Origin of the sequence: Curtobacterium sp. VKM Ac-2889 (assembly GCF_015350855.1) — a bacterium.
Taxonomy (GTDB): Bacteria; Actinomycetota; Actinomycetes; order Actinomycetales; family Microbacteriaceae; genus Curtobacterium; species Curtobacterium poinsettiae.
Genome location: NZ_JADKSC010000002.1, coordinates 514306 through 534141 on the forward strand (window position 1 = coordinate 514306; position 19836 = coordinate 534141).

16 protein-coding genes are annotated in these 19836 nt (G+C 73.1%); 5 read left to right on the forward strand and 11 right to left on the reverse strand.

Features of this window, described 5'->3' with window-relative positions; genetic code table 11:
- Positions 1-33 precede the first annotated feature (33 nt).
- The 9 genes from ITJ50_RS17810 to ITJ50_RS08255 all read right to left on the reverse strand — a co-directional run bounded on the left by ITJ50_RS17810 (position 34) and on the right by ITJ50_RS08255 (position 11289).
- The gene (locus ITJ50_RS17810; RefSeq protein ID WP_071251661.1) at positions 34-1914 is read right to left on the reverse strand and encodes an alpha/beta hydrolase; all 1881 of its coding nucleotides are present in this window, start codon (positions 1912-1914) and stop codon (positions 34-36) included.
- Positions 1911-2204: a hypothetical protein gene (locus tag ITJ50_RS08220; RefSeq protein ID WP_052481666.1), complete on the reverse strand. Its 294-nt coding sequence runs from the start codon at positions 2202-2204 to the stop codon at positions 1911-1913. Before ITJ50_RS08220 ends, ITJ50_RS17810 begins: the two co-directional genes overlap by 4 nt.
- Before the next feature lie 60 nt (positions 2205-2264).
- On the reverse strand, positions 2265-3644 hold the full coding sequence (locus tag ITJ50_RS08225) for an MFS transporter (protein ID WP_071251662.1): 1380 nt from the start codon (positions 3642-3644) through the stop codon (positions 2265-2267).
- A gap of 1028 nt (positions 3645-4672) precedes the next feature.
- Positions 4673-5704, reverse strand: coding sequence for an NAD(P)-dependent alcohol dehydrogenase (locus ITJ50_RS08230; RefSeq protein ID WP_042537745.1), 1032 nt, complete (start codon positions 5702-5704; stop codon positions 4673-4675).
- Positions 5701-7017, reverse strand: a complete 1317-nt coding sequence (locus tag ITJ50_RS08235; RefSeq protein WP_017886780.1) for an ROK family transcriptional regulator — start codon at positions 7015-7017, stop codon at positions 5701-5703. Before ITJ50_RS08235 ends, ITJ50_RS08230 begins: the two co-directional genes overlap by 4 nt.
- A gap of 205 nt (positions 7018-7222) precedes the next feature.
- Complete coding sequence (locus ITJ50_RS08240; protein WP_194590281.1) at positions 7223-8272, reverse strand: sugar phosphate isomerase/epimerase family protein; 1050 nt, start codon at positions 8270-8272, stop codon at positions 7223-7225.
- A gap of 34 nt (positions 8273-8306) precedes the next feature.
- On the reverse strand, positions 8307-9419 hold the full coding sequence (locus ITJ50_RS08245; protein ID WP_159557467.1) for a Gfo/Idh/MocA family protein: 1113 nt from the start codon (positions 9417-9419) through the stop codon (positions 8307-8309).
- On the reverse strand, positions 9404-10111 hold the full coding sequence (locus tag ITJ50_RS08250) for a ThuA domain-containing protein (protein ID WP_194590282.1): 708 nt from the start codon (positions 10109-10111) through the stop codon (positions 9404-9406). The genes ITJ50_RS08245 and ITJ50_RS08250 overlap by 16 nt, the downstream gene beginning before the upstream one ends.
- Positions 10108-11289, reverse strand: coding sequence for a Gfo/Idh/MocA family protein (locus tag ITJ50_RS08255; protein WP_017886784.1), 1182 nt, complete (start codon positions 11287-11289; stop codon positions 10108-10110). Before ITJ50_RS08255 ends, ITJ50_RS08250 begins: the two co-directional genes overlap by 4 nt.
- A 97-nt stretch (positions 11290-11386) precedes the next feature.
- Here ITJ50_RS08255 and xylA point away from each other — a divergent pair, with 97 nt between their 5' ends.
- The 3 genes from xylA (at position 11387) to ITJ50_RS08270 (ending at position 15098) form a co-directional block, all read left to right on the forward strand.
- Positions 11387-12580, forward strand: coding sequence for a xylose isomerase (gene xylA, locus ITJ50_RS08260; protein WP_042537878.1), 1194 nt, complete (start codon positions 11387-11389; stop codon positions 12578-12580).
- Positions 12573-14039 (forward strand): xylulokinase, encoded by a 1467-nt coding sequence (xylB, locus tag ITJ50_RS08265; protein ID WP_194590283.1) that lies wholly within the window; start codon positions 12573-12575, stop codon positions 14037-14039. The genes xylA and xylB overlap by 8 nt, the downstream gene beginning before the upstream one ends.
- Positions 14040-14108: 69 nt before the next feature.
- A complete protein-coding gene (locus tag ITJ50_RS08270) occupies positions 14109-15098 on the forward strand; it encodes an acetylxylan esterase (protein WP_194590284.1) in 990 nt (329 codons plus the stop codon).
- 27 nt (positions 15099-15125) lie between these two features.
- On the opposite strand, the gene ITJ50_RS08275 is transcribed toward ITJ50_RS08270, so the two are convergent.
- Positions 15126-15293, reverse strand: a complete 168-nt coding sequence (locus tag ITJ50_RS08275) for a hypothetical protein (RefSeq protein WP_194590285.1) — start codon at positions 15291-15293, stop codon at positions 15126-15128.
- Between the two features lie 198 nt (positions 15294-15491).
- Here ITJ50_RS08275 and ITJ50_RS08280 point away from each other — a divergent pair, with 198 nt between their 5' ends.
- Both ITJ50_RS08280 and ITJ50_RS08285 read left to right on the forward strand, forming a co-directional pair.
- Complete coding sequence (locus tag ITJ50_RS08280) at positions 15492-16247, forward strand: helix-turn-helix domain-containing protein (RefSeq protein ID WP_017886788.1); 756 nt, start codon at positions 15492-15494, stop codon at positions 16245-16247.
- Positions 16244-17269, forward strand: a complete 1026-nt coding sequence (locus tag ITJ50_RS08285) for a glycosyl hydrolase family 18 protein (protein ID WP_194590286.1) — start codon at positions 16244-16246, stop codon at positions 17267-17269. Before ITJ50_RS08280 ends, ITJ50_RS08285 begins: the two co-directional genes overlap by 4 nt.
- 97 nt (positions 17270-17366) lie before the next feature.
- Here the strand turns inward: ITJ50_RS08285 and ITJ50_RS08290 are convergent, their stop codons facing one another.
- Entirely contained in the window at positions 17367-19730 is a 2364-nt protein-coding gene (locus ITJ50_RS08290) for a glycoside hydrolase family 3 N-terminal domain-containing protein (RefSeq protein WP_416354617.1), read from the reverse strand.
- Between the last annotated feature and the right edge of the window lie 106 nt (positions 19731-19836).

Here is a 19836-nt window from a genome sequence, read left to right on the forward strand (position 1 = left end):
GCATCACCAGGCCGATCATCGCCGGTCGTCGGTTCACAGAGACGGTCCCATCATGTTGTCGAGCAGCATCTGGTCGTGCTCGCTCACACCAGCATCGTCCGCCGGGGTCATCCCCGTGCCGTCGGCGACGGTCGCCCTGGCGACGTTGTTCAAGGATTCGGTGCCGAGGTCGAAGTACCCGTCGCCACCGCCGTACCCGATCGGGTCGTGCATGGTGACGCCGGCGCCCTCTGACGGGTCCCCGCCGTTGGTCCCGAACGTGGTGGCCCCGAACGACGAGTCCATCGGGTTCTCCCGCCCGCTGCCGAGTCGGCCCAACCACGCCCACTGGTCGCGCGGGTTGTCGGCCGGGTCCTTCGTCGGCAGGCCGGACGATCCCTGTCCCGCGTAGACGTGGTCGGCGTCGATGCCCGCTGCACCACCGACGTCGCCCTCGATCCCCGCCGACGCGACGCTCACGAAGTTGTCGACGTGGACGCCCTTGCCGTGCAGGGTGTCTGCTGCGGTCGTCGTGCCGTACGAGTGCGCCACGACGTTGAGGGTCGGTGGATCGGATCGAGATGCCTGGAACCCGAGCAGATCATCCGCGAGGCGGTCGGCACCGACTCGCGCCGCGTCCCCGTGCAGGACGCCCAAGGTCGTCGGCCCGCTCGGCACGGGCGGCGGCTCGTAGTTGATCCACGCGACCACCGCGTGGCTGCCACCCGAGTCCTCGAGGTCCTCCTGCGTCTGCCAGAGGTTCTGCGCCGCCGTGGTCCACCCCGACATGTCCTTCGTCGTCGTTCCCATACCCGGCACCATGTAGGAGACGTTCGACGCCGTGTCGACGTCCCCCACGGCGACCGCGGCGAGCGGTGGTTCGTGTCCGGTGTCCAGGGTCAGCAGGGTGCGACCGGGCTCCTTGCTCGAAGCGAGGGTCTTCTCGATGTTGCGGTAGGCGTCCAGGTCCGCCTGCGCCGCGTCGATGGACATGTCCGCTGACTGGGACGCCGGCCATCCGAGCCCCTCCCGCCGCTCCTTCGCGTCGGCGAGGTCCTGCTCCGCCTGCGCCGTCGCGGTCACGAGGGTCATCCGGTTCGCCCGGTCCCGCGCCCAGGCGGGCAGCCCGCTGAGGTTCCCGACGACCGCGGGCAGCAGACCGATCAGGGCGTCTTGCGCTGCCGTGTGGTCTGCGCCCGTGGTGTCCTGTCCACCGCCGAGTGCTTTCCAGAGCGCCGCGACGTCCTCCGGGGACATCTCACCGAGGCGGTCGGCGAGGTTCCGGTCGAGCATCAAGAGCGCGCCGAGCTCGGTCGGCGACAACGACGCGAGGGTGCTCGCCAGGTCCGCGTCGGACAGGCCCACGCCACGACCGTCGATGCTCCCCAACCGCCCGAGGGTCTCCGGCCCCGTGATCACACGGAGCAGGGCGGCGTCCGCAGCTGCGCGGTCGAGCACGAGCTGGTCCCACTGCGCATCGAGCGCCGACGACTGGTCGGCGTTCTCCGTGACCGCCCGTTGTGCGTTCGAGAGGCTCGTGGCGTCCGCCTCGGTCGCGCCGTCCGCCTTCGCTGCTCGCTCGATCGCCGGCATCGCGGACTGTTGGGCGGCGACCGCGATCGCCAGCGTCGCGCGCTGCAGGCGGATGGTGTCCGCGTCGTCCTTGATCCGCTGGACGTCCTTCGCGTACTGGTCGAAGGCGTCGCCCGCCGCGTCGAACAGGGCGACCAGCCCCGTGGCACTCGGGCGCATGTCGTCGAGCAGGGCCGCGAACCGCGTCTGGGCCTCCCCCTTCCACGACGGCGAGGCAGTGACGTCCGACGCCGCGCCGATCTTCGCGAGTGCGTCCTGCACCGCGTCGGCGCGGTCGTGCCAGTGCCCGGCGAGCGCGGTGATGCCGGCCGGATCGCCGACGTCGGGCTCTTCGCCGCTCACTTGCCGTCCGCCTTCGCGGCGAGTGCTGCTTCCTCTGCATCGACCTGCAGACCGAGGTCGTGGGGGAACGTCGCGGCTTGCTCGAGCGCGGAGTCGACGGCATCGATCATGCCCTGGTGTGCCAGGGAGAGACCCGCCGTCCGGCTGATGACCTCGGACACTCCCAGGCACGCGGTGCTCTGTCCCGTGAACCGGTCGGTGTCCGCACCGAGCGCGGTGCGGGCGTCGGTGAGCGCGGTCGCGACCGACGCGAGTGTCTCCGACTCGATCCTGAGTTCTGACGCCCCCATGACGGTCCCCCCATCGTTCCGGCTGTCCGACGGTGACGATAGCAGCAGCGGATGTCGCTGTCAGCCCTGCACCTGCGGCTCTCGCTTGACGAACGCCATGAGCACCAGCCCGGCGATGAGCACGACGACCACGCCGAGGATCCCGAACCGGGTGGACCCACCGACGGTCACCGCGACGCCGAACAGCGCCGGCGCGAGGAACGACGCGGCGCGGCCGGTGGTGGCGTAGAGGCCGAAGAGCTCGCCTTCGCGGCCGGGGGTCGTCAACCGCGCCAGGTGGGCACGCGACGACGACTGCACCGGGCCGACGAACACCGCGAGGGTCAGCCCGAGCACCCAGAACCACTGCGTCTCGTTGCCGGCGGCGAAGACCCCGACCCCGCAGACGGCGAGTCCGACGAGCGAGACCATGATGAGCGCACGCGACCCGAACCGGTCGTCGAGGCGTCCGGAGACGAACGTCGCGATGCCGGCCACGACGTTCGCGGCGATGGCGAACAGGATGACCTGGGACGGCGTGAACCCGAACACCTGGGCGGCGACGATCCCGCCGAACGTGAAGACGGCACCGACGCCGTCGCGGAACACCGCGCTGGCGAGCAGGAACGCCAGGACGTTGCGCCGCTCGCGCCAGAGCCGGGCGATGTCGCGACCGAGGTCCGCGTAGGCGCCGAACACGCCACCGCCGCGGGTGCGGTCCGGCACTGCCTCGGGCACGGTGAGGAACAGCGGGATCGAGCTGACGGCCAGCCAGACGGCGGCGATGCCGATCGCGACGCGGACGTCCCACTGCCCGGTGGCGACGGTCGCCGGCAGCTGCAGGAGCCCGCCGACGACCCCGTCGCCCCGGAAGTCCTGGATGCAGAGCACGAGCAGCAGCACGAGCAGCACGATCCCGCCGAAGTACCCAGCCGCCCACCCGATGGCGGACACCCGGCCGGTGCGTTCCCCGGAGGCGACCTGCCCGAGCATGGCGTTGTACCCGACGGTCGCGATCTCGTAGGCCACGGTGCCGATGCCGAGCAGGGCTGCGCCGAGGAACAGGTACGGCTGGCTCGGCGCGACGAAGACCATGCCGCCGATCGACAGCGCGACACCGATCGTGGCGATGAGGACGGAGCGACGGCGGTGTCCGGACGAGTCCGCGAGCCGCCCCATGGCCGGCGCCACGAGCGCGACGACGATCCCCGCGATGGTCAGTGCGGTCGACACGACGGCGGCGTTGTGCGCGAGCTCCCGCTCCACGATCGCCTTGCCCGCCGCCGACGTGTCGCCGACGAGCGCCGGGTCCACGAACGCCCGGCTCGCCAGGTACGTGCTGAACACGAAGGTGGTGACGACCGCGTTGAACGCGGCCGACCCCCAGTCCCAGAGCGCCCAGGAGACGAGCGCGCGCCGGTCGGTGCGCTGCGGCACGACGGCGGCCGGTGAAGCGGTCATGCGCGAACCGTAGCGCGTCCCGGTGACGCGGCGGTGGCCCCGTTCCGGGTCACGTGCGGGACGGGAGGCACGTCGTGGCCCGGCCCCGCGCCGCCCGTCCGCACCGTGCGCGCGCCGTCACCCGGTGCGAGCTTCCACGCACCGTGCCCGGCTGCAACGCCGCACCAGGCACGCAACGCGGCCCGGGCTGGCGAAGCCCGCACCGTGCCGGACGGGAGGCACGTCGCGGCCCGGCCCCGCGCCGCCCGTCCGCACCGCGCGCGCGTCGGCACCCGGTGCGCGCTTCCACGCACCGTGCCCGGCTGCAACGCCGCACCGGGCACGCAACGCGGCCCGAGCCAGCGAAGCCCGCACCGTGCCGGACGGGAGGCACGTCGCAGCCCGGCACCGCGCCTCCCGTCCGCACCGTGCCCACGTCGTCACCCGGTGCGCACTTCCACGTACCGTGCCCGGCTGCAACGCCGCACCAAGCGGCCGAGACCGCACCGTCCGACAGACCGTGCACCGTGCCGGACGGGAGGCACGTCGCGGCCCGGCCCCGCGCCTCCCGTCCGCACCGTGCCCACGTCGTCACCCGGTGCGCACTTCCACGCACCGTGCCCCGCCGCAACACCGCACCAAGCGGCCGAGACCGCACCGTCCGACAGACCGTGCATAGTCCCGGACGGGAGGCACGTCGCGGCCCGGCCCCGCGCCTCCCGTCCGCACCGTGCCCGCGTCGTCACCCGGTGCGGGCTTCCACGCACCGTGCCCGGCTGCAACGCCGCACCGGGCACGCAACGCGGCCCGGGCTGGCGAAGCCTGCGCCGTGCCCGGCCGCAACACCGCACCAGGCACGCAACGCGGCCCGGGCCGGCGAAGCCTGCACCGTGCCGGACGGGAGGCGCGGGGCGGCCCGGCGCCGCGCCTCCCGTCCGCACCGTGCCCACGTCGTCACCCGGTGCGCACTTCCACGCACCGTGCCCCGCCGCAACACCGCACCAGGCACGCAACGCGGCCCGAGCCAGCGAAGCCTGCACCGTGCCGGCTCAGGCCGGGACGCCGCCGGGGTAGACGACGGACTTGAGCGACTCCGGGTCGGTGTCGCTCTCGAGAGCCTCGCGGACGTCGTCGAGCCCGAACCGGCCGGTGACGAGCGAGTCGAGGTCGACCTGCCCGGACGCGACCAGCTGGATCGCCACCGGCCACGTGTTCGTGTACCGGAAGATCCCGGTGACCGTGACCTCGAGGTTCTGGATGTGCTCGACCGGCAGGGTCATCTCGGAGTTGCCGAGCCCGACCAGCACCGCGGCACCCGCCGGACCGACCGCCTTGATGCCGTCCGAGACCGCACGGGGCGCACCGCTGGCGTCGATGAACGCGTCGACGGGGACGATGTCGGACGCGACGGACACGGCGGTGGGGTCGACGACCTCGGTGGCGCCGTACTCCAGGGCCCGCGCACGGCGCTCCGGGACCAGGTCGCTGACGACGATGCGTGACGCACCGAACGCCTTCGCGACCTGCGCGCAGATGATGCCGATCGGACCGGCACCGGCGATGAGCACCGACGAACCGGGCACGATGCCGGCCTTGCGGACGGCGGCGATGCCGACCGACAGGGGCTCGAGGAGCGCACCTGCCTCGAACGAGACGGAGTCGGGCAGGACGTGCGCGAACTCGGACTCGATCGTGACCAACTCGGTGAAGGCGCCGTCGACCGGCGGCGTCGCGTAGAAGCGCATGTGCGGGCAGAGGTTGTAGCGACCGGCCAGGCACTGCGCGCAGCGGTGGCAGGGGCGCTGCGGCTCGATGGCCACGCGCTCCCCCACACGGGACGGGTCGACGCCCTCGCCGACCGCCTCGATCGTGCCGGAGAGTTCGTGGCCGAGGACGAGGGGCTCCTCGACGACGAAGTCGCCGATGCGGCCGTGGCGGTAGTAGTGCACGTCGGAGCCGCAGACGCCCACGGCGGCGACCCGGACGAGCACGTCGCCGGCGTCGACGCCAGGGACCGGGCGGTCCTCGACGGTGAGGTCCTGGGTGCCGAGCAGGACACTGGTGCGCTGGGTGGAGGTCATGCGGTTCTCGCTTCCTCGGCCGCGTCGTCGCGGCCGGACGTGAGGGTGGTGGAGGGGGCGGCGGCGGATGCCGCGGGCGTGGTGGCCGTGGTCGCCGCGGGCGCCGCGGGCGCCGCGGTGGCCGGTCTGAGCCGCGCTGCCGTCGGGTCGCGCAGCAGATCACGGAACCCGAGTTCAGCAGCGCCTCGGAGCAGGACATCGGCACCGAGCGCCGCCGGTGCGATGCGCAGCCGCTCGGTCACGGCAGCCATCGACTGGGCCCGGACCTCGGCCTCGATGCGGTTCCCGACGTGGCCGAGGAGCACTCCGAGGAACCCACCGAGGACGACCACCTCGGGGTTGACGGTGTGGATGGCATTGCGGAGTGCGGTCGCGAGGGCCGTGACCTGGCGGTCGACCACCCGCTCGACCTCGGGACGGCGCTGCGCGAGCGCCGCGGCGAGCGCTGACGGGTCGTCCGAGGCGACGCCGGCGGCAGCGACCAGGGCATCACGCGACGCCTCGGTCTCGAGACACCCGACAGCACCGCAGTGACAACGGACACCGTTCGCTGCGACGAAGGTGTGACCGAGCTCGCCGGCGTACCCGTCCGCACCGCTGAGGGGCCGAGCGGCACTGATGACGCCGCCGCCGATACCGCTCGCGCCACCGTTGAGGTAGATCAGGTCGTCGACTCCGCGGCCACTGCCGTACAGCCGCTCCGCCCAGGCGCCGGAGTTCGCGTCGTTCGCGGCCCGGACCGGCAGACCGGTGCGCTCGGCGAGGGGACGGGCGATCGGTTCGTCGTGCCAGCCGAGGTGCGGCGCGTAGCGGACCACGCCGTCCTCGACCCGCACGGTCCCGGGGACCGCGACACCGATTCCGGCGATCCGCGTGGGCGGGCCTTCCCCGGCGATCAACTCGTCCAGGAGTCCGGCGATGGTCTCGACCGCCTCGGCAGCGGTCGGGGCGCTCTCGCTCGCCGCCACCGCGCGGGTGCGCACGCTGCCGTCGAGTCCGACGAGTGCGACGGTCACGGCGTCCACCTCGACCGTGACGGCGACCGCGACCACCTCGGCCGAGGCACGGACCACCGGGCTCGGGCGGCCGACGCCAGCACTCGTGCTGCCGGTCCCGGGCACGTCCTCGTGCACCAGCCCGAGTTCGACCAGTTCGCCGACGAGCGTGAGCGTGGTTGAGCGGTTGAGTCCGGTGCGGCGGGTGAGCTCGGCGCGGGTGATCGGACCGTCCTCGTGCGCCAGGCGGAGGACACGTGCGGCGTTGCGCAGCGCCGGGGTCTGCGCGACACCGGGTGCTGCAGCTGTACGTGCCATCGGGTCCTCTCGGTCGGTCCTTGCTTGCTTGCTTGCTTGCTTGCTTGCTTGCTTGCTTGCCCATCTTCGCGTGCTCGGTCCTTCCCAGAACGCCTGCGATGGAGAGCGGGATCGGGCGTACCTGGTCGAAACGAACGACCAGGTGTGCCCGGATTCAGCAGGTACGCCCGGAAGCGGTGAGGGCGTTCGAACGCAGGCGGCCCGGTCAGCGCGACTGCGAGAACGCGGCGTCGAACGACGCCTCCGGCGGCGCGATGGTGCCGAGCCGCCGTACGAACGCCAGCGCCTCGGGCCCGCCGACGAGGCGGTCCATGCCGGCGTCCTCCCACTCGACGCTGGTCGGGCCGGCGTACCCGATGTGGTTCAGCACGCGGAACACCCGCTCCCACGGCACGTCCCCGTGGCCGGCGGTGACGAAGTCCCACCCGCGCCGGGGGTCACCCCACGGCAGGTGCGACCCGAGCCGGCCGTTGCGCCCGTCGAGCTGCTTCACCGACTCCTTGCAGTGCACGTGGTACACCCGGTCGGCGAAGTCGAGCAGGAACGCGGCGGGGTCCAGGTCCTGCCAGACGAAGTGGGACGGGTCGAAGTTGAACCCGAACGCCGGGCGGTCCTGGAACACCTGGAGCGAGCGCTTCGCGGTCCAGTAGTCGTAGGCGATCTCGGACGGGTGCACCTCGAGCGCGAACCGGACCCCGACCTCCTCGAAGACGTCGAGGATCGGTGACCAGCGGTCGTGGAAGTCCTGGTACCCGGCGTCGATCATCGCCGGCGGCACGGGCGGGAACCCGGCGACGGTCTTCCAGATCGACGACCCGGAGAAGCCGGTGACGGTGTCGACCCCGAGCGCGGCGGCGGCACGGGCGGTCCACTGCAGTTCCTCGGCCGCACGCTGCCGCACGCCCTCGGGGTCGCCGTCGCCCCACACGTGCGGCGGCACGATGTCCTCGTGCCGCTGGTCGATCGGGTCGTCGCACACGGCCTGGCCGACCAGGTGGTTGGCGATCGTCCAGACCTGCAGCCCGTTGCGTTCGAGGATCGCCTTGCGCCCGGCGACGTACTCCGGGTCCGTCGCGGCGCGCCGGACGTCCAGGTGGTCGCCCCAGCAGGCGATCTCCAGCCCGTCGTAGCCCCACTCGCCGGCGAGTCGGGCCACCTCTTCGAAGGGCAGGTCGGCCCACTGTCCGGTGAACAGGGTGACCGGCCGGGAGGCCCGGGTCGTGTCCGTCGTGTCGCTCGCGTCCGTCGTCGTCATCGTCGTCGTCCTTCTTCGCGGTGGTCGGGTTCCGTCACCAGGATCCGGGCGCGGACCCGGCCGGGACGGTGGCGGGTCGCTCGACGCGCGAGTGCACATCGACGACCGAGTGGTCTCGGGCGGCGGCGGAGACCGCCTCCATGACCTCGAGCACGTGGAACGCGAGGTCGCCGGAGGCCCGGTGCGGCCGGTCCGTCGCGATCGCGTGGGCCATGTCGGCGAGGCCGTAGCCGCGACCGGCGTCGGCGTACCCGGCGGCGACCGGCAGGTCCCGCCACGAGCGGTCGTCGGCGGTGGCGATCGACACGGTGTCCGAGAACCGGTTCGGGTCGGGGACGCCCAGGGTGCCCGCGGTGCCGTACACCTCGAACAGCGGGGCGCGGGTGGCCCAGACCTCGAACGAGACGGTCACGGTGGAGACCACGCCGCCCTCGTGCTCGAGGATCGCGACGACGTGCGTGTCGATGTCGACCGGGATCGGGGTGCCGGCGTTCGGCCCCGTGGCGACGGTGCGCTCGCGGGTGGAGCGGGTCGCGCTGCCGCTGACCCGGACGACGGGGCCGAAGAACGTGACGAGGCTGGTCAGGTAGTACGGCCCCATGTCGAGCAGCGGTCCGCCGCCGGGCTGGTAGTAGAAGGCCGGCGCGGGGTGCCAGCGTTCGTGCCCGGGGGCGCTCCAGGCGACGGCTGCGCCGACCGGGGTGCCGATCGCGCCGTCGTCGAGCGCGGCGCGCGCGGTCTGGATGCCGGTGCCGAGGACGGTGTCCGGGGCGCTGCCGACGCGCAGGCCGGCGGTGCGGGCGGCCTCGAGCACCGGTGCGGCCTCGGCGGTGGACATCGCTAGCGGCTTCTCGCCGTAGACGTGCTTGCCGGCGGCGAGTGCCCGGGTGGCGATGTCGGCGTGTGCGGCCGGGATCGTCAGGTTGAGCACCACGTCGACGTCGTCGGCGGCGAGCAGGTCGTCCACGGTGGTGCCGCGCACGCCCTGTGCCGCACCGACCTGCTGGGCACGGGCGACGTCGAGGTCGGCGACCGCGGCGAGTTCGAGTCCGGGCAGGGCCGGGAAGTGCTCGAAGTACTGCTGGCTGATGACCCCGACGCCGACCACGCCGACCCGGAGCACCCCCTCGTTCACCGTGCTGCCCACAGGAGTCCCCGTTCGATGATGGTGCGGAGTGGCTGCGACTCGACGACCTCGAGGCGGTGCCCTGGTGCGGAGACGAACACGCGGCCCTCGCCCCACTGCCGTGTCCAGATCGCCGGTGCGGTGACCGGTCGGTTCCAGGCGTCGAAGTCGCGCGCGTCCTGAGTGGTGGTCGCGAGGACGTCGTTGTACTCGTCGGACAGCACCCAGTACTGCTCGGTGACGAGGTCGAAGTCCTCGACGCCCTGCGTGATCGGGTGCTCGTGCCCGAGGTCGGTGATGTGCACCGTGTACGGGATGTAGGTGTCCGACTGTTCCCCGACGCGCTCGTCGGGGTGCTTGCCGGCGTGGTGGGCGAACTGGCCGCCGACCATGTGCAGGTAGTCGGCGGTGTTCCGGAACGCGTCCGCGATGCCGCCGTGCCAGCCGGCCAGTCCGGCGCCGCCCAGGACCGCGCGCTGCAGCCCGGCGAACTCGTCGTCGGCGATGGTCGACATCGTGACGACCTGCACGATCAGGTCGACCTCGTCCATGACGGCGGCGTCGGCGTAGACGGCCGTCGAGTCCGACACCCGGACCTCGAACCCGTTCTCCTGCAGGAACGGGATGAACAGGTCGGTGGTCTCGACGGGCTGGTGGCCGTCCCACCCGCCGCGGACGACGAGCGCCCGGCGGGTCTGCTCGGCGGCGCTCACGAGGTCGCCGTCCAGGTGCTGCCGGCGGCCGCGCTGCGTTCGACGGCGTCGAGGACCCGCTGCACGTGCAGGCCGTCGGCGAACGACGGTGACGGGTCGGTGCCGGTGGCGACGGCGTCGATGAAGTCCTTCACCTGGTGGCTGAACGTGTGCTCGTACCCGATGAGGTGTCCGGTCGGCCACCACGCGGCCATGTAGGGGTGCTCGGGCTCGGTGACCAGGATGCGCCGGAAGCCCTGCTCCCCAGCCGGGGCGTTCGACTCGTACAACCGCAGCTCGTTCATCGCCTCGAGGTCGAACTGGATCGCGCCGTCGGAACCGCTGATCTCGAGCGTCAGGCCGTTCTTCCGCCCGGTCGCGTAGCGCGTCGCCTCGAAGGTGCCGATCGCACGGTCGGCCGCGCCGCCGCTGAGCCGTGCCGTGAAGAACGCGGCGTCGTCGACGGTGACCTGCCCGCGTTCGCTCGACGCGGTGCCGGAGAGCCCGACCCCCTCGGCCATCAACGGACGCTCGGTCACGAAGGTCTCGAGCGTGCCCGACACGGTGGCGAGCGACGAACCGGTGACGTGCTCGACCAGGTCGATGGCGTGCGCGCCGATGTCGCCGAGCGCACCGGAGCCCGCGAGCGACTTGTCGAGCCGCCAGGTCATCGGGCCGTCCTCGTCCGACAACCAGTCCTGCAGGTAGAGCGCGCGGACCTGGCGCACGGTGCCGATCCGGCCGTCCTGCACCAGCTGCCGGGCGAACGCGATCGCAGGCACGCGGCGGTAGCTGAACCCGACCATGGCGCGGACCCCGTGCGCCCGGGCTGCAGCGGCAGCGGCGGTCATCGCCTCGGCCTCGGCAACGGTGTTGGCGAGCGGCTTCTCGCACAGGACGTGCTTGCCGGCCTGGAGCGCGGCGATCGCGATCTCGACGTGCGAGGACCCCGGGGACACCACGTCGACCACGTCGATGTCCGGATCGGCGACGACGGCACGCCAGTCGGTGGACGCCGCCTGCCAGCCGTACCGCTGCCGGGCTGCCTCGGTGCGTTCGGGATCACGCCCGACGATCACCGCCATCTCCGGGTCGGCCCCGAGGTCGAAGAACCGGGGAGCGGTCCGCCACGCCTGTGAGTGTGCGGCTCCCATGAAGCCGTGCCCCACCATCGCGACCCGCAGTCGTTCTTGTGCCATCCGCTCGCTCCTTTGCGATCACGTGCTTGCCACAGCCAACACTACCGCTTATGTTGGGCGCGGCAACATTTTGTTTCGACGACGAACGGTGACCACCATGGCAACGACGCCCACCCGTGCAGACAAGTTCTCCTTCGGTCTCTGGACCATCGGCTACAACGGCTCGGACCCCTTCGGCGGGCCGACCCGTCCCGCCCTCGACGTGGTCGAGGCGGTCGAGAAGCTCGACGAGCTCGGGGCCTACGGCCTGACCTTCCACGACGACGACCTGTTCGCGTTCGGTTCCACCGACGCCGAGCGCCAGACCCAGATCGACCGCCTCAAGGGCGCCCTCGAGTCGACGGGGATCGTCGTGCCGATGGTCACGACGAACCTGTTCTCCGCCCCGGTCTTCAAGGACGGCGGCTTCACCTCGAACGACCGACAGGTCCGCCGCTTCGCGCTCCGCAAGGTCCTGCGCAACATCGACCTCGCCGCCGAGCTCGGCGCCTCGACGTTCGTGATGTGGGGTGGCCGCGAAGGCTCCGAGTACGACAGCGCCAAGGACGTGCAGGCCGCGCTCGAGCGGTACCGCGAGGCCGTCAACCTGCTCGCCCAGTACGTCACCGACAAGGGCTACGGCATCCGGTTCGCCATCGAGCCGAAGCCGAACGAGCCCCGCGGCGACATCCTCCTGCCGACCCTCGGCCACGCGATCGCCTTCACCGAGACGCTCGAGCGCCCGGAGCTGTTCGGCATCAACCCCGAGGTCGGCCACGAGCAGATGGCGGGCCTGAACTTCACCGCCGGCATCGCCCAGGCGCTCTACCAGGGCAAGCTCTTCCACATCGACCTCAACGGTCAGCGCGGCATCAAGTACGACCAGGACCTGGTGTTCGGCCACGGCGACCTGCAGAACGCGTTCTCGCTCGTCGACCTGCTCGAGCACGGTGCCCCGCAGGGCGGCCCGGCGTACGACGGCCCGCGCCACTTCGACTACAAGCCCAGCCGCACCGAGGACATCAGCGGTGTCTGGGACTCCGCGTCGGCCAACATGCGCATGTACCTGCTCCTCAAGGAGCGTGCGCAGGCGTTCCGCGCCGACCCCGAGGTGCAGGCGGCACTCGAGGCGTCGAAGGTCGGCGAGCTGTCGACGCCGACGCTGAACGACGGCGAGTCGTACGACACGTTCCTCGCCGACCGCTCCGCCTACGAGGACTTCGACACCGACGCCTACTTCGGCGGCAAGGGCTTCGGCTTCGTCCGCCTGCAGCAGCTCGCGATGGAGCACCTCATGGGCGCTCGTGGCTGACCTGGTCGCGGGGGTCGACTCCTCGACCCAGTCCTGCAAGGTCACCATCCGTGACGCCGTGACCGGTGCGGTCGTCCGCGAGGGCCGCGCTTCCCACCCGGACGGCACCTCCGTCGACCCCCGCCACTGGTGGGACGCCCTCGGTGCCGCCGTCGCGGACGCCGGCGGCCTCGACGACGTCGGTGCCGTCGCCGTCGCCGGGCAGCAGCACGGCATGGTCGCGCTCGACGCCGAGGGCCGCGTCGTCCGCGACGCCCTGCTCTGGAACGACGTCCGCAGTGCGGACGCGGCCGCGCAGATGGTCGACGAGCTCGGCCAGGAGGCGTGGGTCGCCCGGACGGGGCTGGTGCCGGTCGCGTCGTTCACCGGGACCAAGCTGCGGTGGCTCCGCGACGCCGAGCCCGAGAACGCGGCCCGCGTCGCGGCCGTGGCGCTCCCCCACGACTGGCTGTCATGGCGGCTCCGCGGGTACGGTCCGGCGGACGAGAGTCCGCTCGGCCCCGACCTGGAGGCCCTGGCGACGGACGCGTCCGACGCCAGCGGCACGGCGTACTGGGACCCGGTGCGCCGCGAGTACGACCCGGAACTGTTCGAGCTCGCACTCGGGCGGCCGATGCGGCCGGCGTCGATGGGTGACGACGGCGCCGTGGTCGTGCCCCGCGTGGTTGCTCCCGACGAGGCGATGGGCACCCTGTCCACCGACGTCGAGCTGCCCGGCGGCGCGGTCGCGCCCTCCGGCCTCGTCGTCGGCGCCGGACTCGGTGACAACGCCGGGGCAGCGCTCGGCCTGGGTCTCGGCCCGGGCGACGTCGCGGTGTCCCTCGGCACGAGCGGCACGGTCTTCGGGGTCAGCGACGCCGAGGTGCGTGACCCGAGCGGGACCGTGGCGGGCTTCGCCGACGGGACCGGGTCGCGCCTCCCGATCGTCACGACGCTCAACGCGGCCCGCGTGCTCGAGGTGATCGGCGGCCTGCTCGGCGTCGACCACGACGCGCTCGGCGAGCTGGCACTGCAGGCGCCGGCCGGGGCCGACGGCCTCGTCCTGGTGCCGTACTTCGTCGGCGAGCGCACGCCGAACCGGCCGGACGCGACCGCCTCGCTGCTCGGCATGACGCCGGCGACCACCGACCGGGCGCACCTGGCCCGGGCGGCCGTCGAGGGGATGCTCTGCGCCCTCGCCGACGGACTGGCCGCGGTGCAGGACACCGGCGTGACCGTCGAGCGGCTGCTGCTCATCGGGGGCGCTGCGCGGAACCCGGCGGTCCGCGCCGTCGCCGCGCAGGTGTTCGGCCGTGACGTCCTGGTGCCGGAGCCCGGCGAGTACGTCGCCGCGGGGGCTGCGAAGCAGGCCGTGTGGGCGCTCACCGGAGCCCTGCCGACGTGGGACACCGCGACGACCACCGTGCCGTCCGACCCGCACCCGGAGGTGCTCGAGCAGTACCGCGCGGCGGCGCGCTGAACCGACACTCCGTGCCCCCGGCGCCGTCCTCGACGGTGCCGGGGGCACGATCGTCCTGGAGGACACACCATGCCACTGACCGACCTGCCCCTCGACGCGCTCCGCGCCCACCGCTCCGACGTCCGGCGCCCAGATGACTTCGACGCCTTCTGGGCGGACACGATCGCCGCCGCCCGGACCGCGGGCGAGGGGGTCGAGCCGGCCCTCGCGCCGGCCGAGACCCCGGTCACCGGTCTCGTCGTCGAGGACCTGACGTTCCCCGGGTTCGCCGGTGACCCGGTGCGGGCGTGGGTCAACCGTCCCGTGACCGACGACCCGGGCGCACTGCCGGTCGTCGTCGAGTTCCTCGGCTACGGCGGTGGCCGCGGTCGCCCGGGTGAGCGCGTGCACTGGGCCCTCGCCGGGTACGTGCACGTGGTGATGGACACCCGCGGCCAGGGCTCCGGGTGGGCCGGCGGCGACACCCCGGACCCGCACGGCTCCGCACCGCACGCCAGCGGGTGGATGACGAACGGCATCGGCTCCCCTGCCGACCACTACTACCGCCGCGTGTACACCGACGCGGTCCGCCTGGTCGACGCCGTCCGCACGCTGCCCGGCGTCGACCCCGATCGCATCGCGCTGACCGGCGGGAGCCAGGGCGGCGGGATCGCCATCGCCGCAGCGGCCCTGGTCGAGGCACACGTCGGACCGATCACCGCGGTGCTGCCCGACGTGGCGTTCCTCGCCGACTGGCGGAACGGCACCGACGTCGCGGTGGGCGGTCCGTACCTGGAGCTCGCGCAGTACCTCGCCGTGCACCGCGACGCGGCCGAGGGCGTGTGGGAGACCGCCGCGTACTTCGACGGGGTGAACCACGCCGCCGGCATCACCGCACCGGCGCTGTTCTCGGTCGCGCTGATGGACGACGTCGTCCCGCCGCGCACGACCTTCGCCGCGTTCAACGCCCTGGGCTCCACCGACCGCGAGATCGCCGTGTACCCGTACAACGGGCACGAGGGCGGCGGCTTCCGGCATTGGGAGCGTCAGGCGGCGTTCCTGGCGGACCGCCTGCGCTGACGGACGTCGCGCGTCAGCGGTCGCTGCTCACGGGTTCGGTCCACGCTGCGCGCGGAGGTCCCCGAAGGTGAAGCGCTCGCGGTTGACGTCGTCCTCGGACTGCACGATCCAGCCGCGTCTGGCAGCCCGTGCCCGCGCCCGGTAGGAGGTGATGTGGACCGGGGCGACCCCCGGTGCACGCTCGTAACCACTCATCAGATCCTCCGATCTGTCCCCGAGCCTCCGACCCTGTTCGGAGGAGGACAGTTTGAGTACCTCTTGGACGGTAAACGCCTCGCGCGGCGTCCACAATGCCCCCCCGAACGGGTGCGGGTCACATCCGCGCACCTCGGATACCGACGGCGTCGTGGCGTCGGAGGCCGATCCACACGAGCGCCTCGTACGCTCCCACGTATGGACCAGGCACCGACCACGGCGAGTGGTCCCGAGCACGGCGGAGCACGGCTGTCCCGCACCGTGCACGAGGCGCTGCGGTTCGTGCACGCACACGCCCGCGAAGCGATCTCGGTACCGGACATCGCCGCCGCCGCGAACCTGTCGACCCGAGGCCTGCAGAGCGCGTTCCGGCGGGAGCTGCAGACCTCGCCAGCGTCGTACCTGCGCGGGGTCCGGCTCGAGGGCGTCCGCCGCGACCTGCTCTCCATGACACCGGCGGACCGTCGCACCATCGCGGACGTCGCGAAGCACTGGCACTTCAGCAACGCCGGGCGGATGGCGGCCGAGTACCGCGCCGCGTTCGGCACCGCACCGTCGGCGGCGCTCCGGTCGTTCGACCCGGCGGACCCGGACCCCCGCGCCACGACGGACCTCGGTGTCCCCCCGGGCGAGGGCTCGCGCTTCCGCGTCGTGCTCGACTGCGAGGTGGAGATCGAGGACGCCGACGCGACGTTCGCCAGCGCCCTGCGCCGCGCCCAGGGCGACGACCACCCCTGGCACGGCTACGACCCGGACGGCAGCACCGCTGACGTCGTCGCGTTCCTGCTGGCGAGCGCCGTCCGCGGGGTCGCCGGTGACACCTCCGGCATCCGGTTGCGTGCCGTCAACCCGATGCTGCGGGCGCCCGACCAGCACGGCGGGTATCCGTCGGCCGAGCTCCCGCCGTGGTCGGCACCCGGCCACCCCGGACGACCGGACGGACCCACCGCATGACCGGCACCCCGCGTCGACGCCGCTCCGCACTGCTCGCCGCCGCGCTCACCGCAGGACTCGCACTCGCCGGCTACACGGCCCCGACCGCCGCCCACGCTGATGGGTTCGACGTGACCGGCTTCCAGCCCGAGAACGCCGACACCGTCCTGGTGGACGCGAACGCCGCCGCGATGGACGTGGTCGGCGTCGACGGGTTGCTGCTGAACCGCACGGGGTCGAAGGTCACCGCACCGTCGCGCGCCGCCAAGGCCCAGCGCAACCGGGCACACGCCAACGGGCTCACCGCGCAGCTGCTCGTCAGCAACTACTCCGAGGCCGACGGGGACTTCAGCGAGCCGATCGCCCGCAGGCTGCTCACCTCGCCCGCGAACCGCGCCCGGGTCGTCCGATCACTCGCCGCCGACGTGGCCACGGGCGGTTGGGACTCGGTCATGATCGACCTCGAGGCGCTGACCCCGGCCGAAAAACCCGGTCTCACCGCCTTCGCCCGCGAGCTCCGGGCCGCCGTCGGCGACGACGTCCGGCTCGACATCGCCCTGTCCGCGTCGACCACCGCGGCCGGGTACGCCCGCCTCGGCTACGACGTGCGCGCCCTCCGTGCCCCGCTCGACCACCTGACGCTCATGGCCTACGACCAGCACGGCCCCTGGGAGCCGGACGCACCCGGTCCGGTCGGTTCGCTCGCGTGGTCGTCGAAGGCCGCCCGTGCACTCGTGAGCCTCGCTCCCGCCGACCAGATCGTGCTCGGTGTCGCCGGGTACGGCTACCACTGGAAGGGGAAGCGTCCGGCCGGTCAGCTCTCCGACGCCCAGGCCCGGCTCCGGGTCCGGAAGGCGGGCGCGACCGCCCGCTGGGACGCGACGGTCGGCGAGTGGACCGCGACCCTGCCGAGCGGCGAGGTGCTCTGGTGGTCCGACGCACGCTCACTGCGTGCGCGGGTCGCGCTGGCGGAGCGGCTCGGCCTGACGGGCGTTGCCGTCTGGTCACTGGACCTCTGCGACCGGCTCGAGCCGGTCGGGTGATCAGGACCCGCTGACGGACGGGAGGCGCGGTGCGAGCCCGCACCGCGCCTCCTGTCCGTCACCCGGTCACGCCCAGGGCACGTGGTCCGTCACCGGGTCAGACGAGCGACCACGCCACCAGGCGGGGGTCGCCCGGGGTGACCTCGTGCACCGCGCCCGTGACCGCGACGGTGGCGCGCTGGGTGGCGGTGCCGGGGACGGGGTGTCGGACCGGACCGTCGCCCGAGGCGACGATCCCACCCGCTGCCACCGAGCCTGACGGCCGCGACGCCGCCGCGTGCGACGCCACCCAGACCTGCACGTCGCCGGGCTCGACCACCCTGCGCATCCGACGGTCGGTGAACGCGAAGCGCTGCACCGGGACGCGGAAGCGGACCCGCACGGACTCCCCCGCTGCGACCGCGACGCGCGCGTAGCCGAGGAGCTGCACCTCGGGCCGGGTGACGCTGCCGTGCACGTCGTGCCCGTAGAGCTGCACGACGTCCTCGCCGTCGCGCACCCCGGTGTTCCGGACCGTCACCGACACGGTGAAGACGCCGTCGGACCGGACGTCCGGGTCGACGACGAGCTCGTCGTACGCGAAGTCGGTGTAGCCGAGGCCGAAACCGAACGGTCGCACCGGCGTCGAGTCCGCGGCGGTGACGTCGGACGGACCGCCGAGCCGCGGGTGCAGGTACGTGAACGGCTGCGCACCAGCGGACCGGGGCAAGGACAGCGGCAGCCGGCCCGAGGGCGAGGCCACGCCGGTCAGCAGGTCGGCGATCGCCGGCCCGCCGCCCTCTCCCGGGAAGAACGCCTGCACGACCGCGGCCGGGCGCGGCTGGTCGCCGTCGAGCGCCCAGCCGATCGCGTACGGCCGGCCGGTGAGCAGCACCATCACGGTGGGGGTGCCGGTCGCGACGAGGGCCTCGACCAGCTCGCGCTGCACGCCGGGCAGGTCGAGCGACTCGGTGTCGTTGCCCTCGCCGACCGTGCCCCGGCCGAACAGGCCCGCCTGGTCGCCGACGACGACCACCGCGACGTCCGAGGCGGATGCGACCGCAACGGCTTCGGCGAAGCCGGCCCGGTCGTTCCCCGTCACGGCGCAGCCCGTGGCGAAGCGGACCGCTGCCGGACCGAGCGCCTGGGCGACGGCTTCGCGGACGGTCGGGATCGCGAAGCCGAGCGGCAGGTCGGGGTGCGAGGCGAGCACGTGGTTGGCGAACGAGTAGCAGCCCTGCAGCGCCTCGGCGCGGTCGGCGTTCGGGCCGATGACGGCGACCGAGGCCCCCGGTGCGAGCGGGAGGACGGGGGTGGTGCCGTCGGCGGTGCCGCTGTCGACGCTGGCGCTGCCGCCCTCGTTCGACAGCAGCACGAGCGACTCGGCTGCCAGCCGCTTCGCGAGCGCCTGGTGCAGCGGGGTGTCGAGGTCGATCCCGGTGGGGGCGTCCTCGGCGAAGGCATCCGGTTCGAGCAGGCCGAGCCGCTCCTTCTGCCGGAGCACCCGGAGCACGGCACGGTCGACGAGAGCCTCGTCCACCTGCCCGCTGCGGACCCGCTCGACGAGCGGTGCGAGGTACGCGTCACCGGTCGGGAGCTCGACGTCGATGCCGGCCTCGAGCGCCAGCGCCGCGGCCTCGCCACGGTCGGCGGCAATGCCGTGCATGACCTCGAGGAACGCCACCGAGAAGTAGTCCGCGACGACCGTGCCGTCGAAACCGAGCCGGTCGCGGAGCAGGCCGGTCAGCAGCTCGCCGTTCGCCGCGACGGGCACGCCGTCGATCTCGGCGTACGAGTTCATGACGCTCCGGGCGCCCCCGTCGCGCAGCGCCATCTCGAACGGCGGCAGGTACACGTCCGCGACCTCACGGGCCCCGGCGTGCACGGGGGCGTGGTTCCGCCCCGCCTGCGACGCCGAGTACCCGAGGAAGTGCTTCAGGGTCGCGTCGACCCCGGCCGACTGCAACCCGCGCACGTACGCGGTGCCGACCGTGCCGACCAGGTAGGGGTCCTCGGCGATGCACTCGTCGACCCGCCCCCAACGCGGGTCGCGGATGACGTCGAGGACCGGCGCGAGGCCCTGGTGGACGCCGAGCTGCCGCATCGACGCACCGATCGCGGCGCCGACCTGCTCGACGAGCTCCGGGTCGAACGACGCGCCCCACGCCAGCGGCGTCGGGAACGTCGCGGCCTTCCACGCGGCGAGGCCGGTCAGGCACTCCTCGTGGACGAGCGCCGGGATCCCGAGCCGGGTCTCGCACTGCAGGCGGCGCTGTTCCGCCCAGAGCCAGGCGGCACGCTCGTCGGGTTCGACGGGGCGGGTGCCGTAGACGCGGGTGAACTGCCCGATGCCGTCGCGGGTGATGTCCGCCAGGATGCCGCCCTGCTGCACGGCCGCCATCTCGCCCTGCATGGGGGCGACGACGCCGTTCTGGTCGAGCCAGTAGCCGACGAGCTGGGCGACCTTCTCGTCGAGGGTCATCTCGGCGAGCAGGGCGTCGGCGCGGGGGCCGGAGGGGGTCGCGGTCGCGTCCGTCGCGGTCGCGGTCGCGGTCGCGGTCGTCGCGGTCGCGTCCGTCGCGCTGTCG

Coding starts and splice junctions, on each gene's coding strand:
- ITJ50_RS08230 (WP_042537745.1), bottom strand. CDS start 5,704: ATGACCTCCACCCAGCGCACCAGTGTCCTGCTCGGCACCCAGGACCTC.
- ITJ50_RS08290 (WP_416354617.1), bottom strand. CDS start 19,730: ATGACCCTCGACGAGAAGGTCGCCCAGCTCGTCGGCTACTGGCTCGAC.
- ITJ50_RS08255 (WP_017886784.1), bottom strand. CDS start 11,289: ATGGCACAAGAACGACTGCGGGTCGCGATGGTGGGGCACGGCTTCATG.
- ITJ50_RS08280 (WP_017886788.1), top strand. CDS start 15,492: ATGGACCAGGCACCGACCACGGCGAGTGGTCCCGAGCACGGCGGAGCA.
- ITJ50_RS08270 (WP_194590284.1), top strand. CDS start 14,109: ATGCCACTGACCGACCTGCCCCTCGACGCGCTCCGCGCCCACCGCTCC.
- ITJ50_RS08285 (WP_194590286.1), top strand. CDS start 16,244: ATGACCGGCACCCCGCGTCGACGCCGCTCCGCACTGCTCGCCGCCGCG.
- ITJ50_RS08275 (WP_194590285.1), bottom strand. CDS start 15,293: ATGAGTGGTTACGAGCGTGCACCGGGGGTCGCCCCGGTCCACATCACC.
- ITJ50_RS08235 (WP_017886780.1), bottom strand. CDS start 7,017: ATGGCACGTACAGCTGCAGCACCCGGTGTCGCGCAGACCCCGGCGCTG.
- xylA (WP_042537878.1), top strand. CDS start 11,387: ATGGCAACGACGCCCACCCGTGCAGACAAGTTCTCCTTCGGTCTCTGG.
- ITJ50_RS08225 (WP_071251662.1), bottom strand. CDS start 3,644: ATGACCGCTTCACCGGCCGCCGTCGTGCCGCAGCGCACCGACCGGCGC.
- ITJ50_RS08240 (WP_194590281.1), bottom strand. CDS start 8,272: ATGACGACGACGGACGCGAGCGACACGACGGACACGACCCGGGCCTCC.
- ITJ50_RS08220 (WP_052481666.1), bottom strand. CDS start 2,204: ATGGGGGCGTCAGAACTCAGGATCGAGTCGGAGACACTCGCGTCGGTC.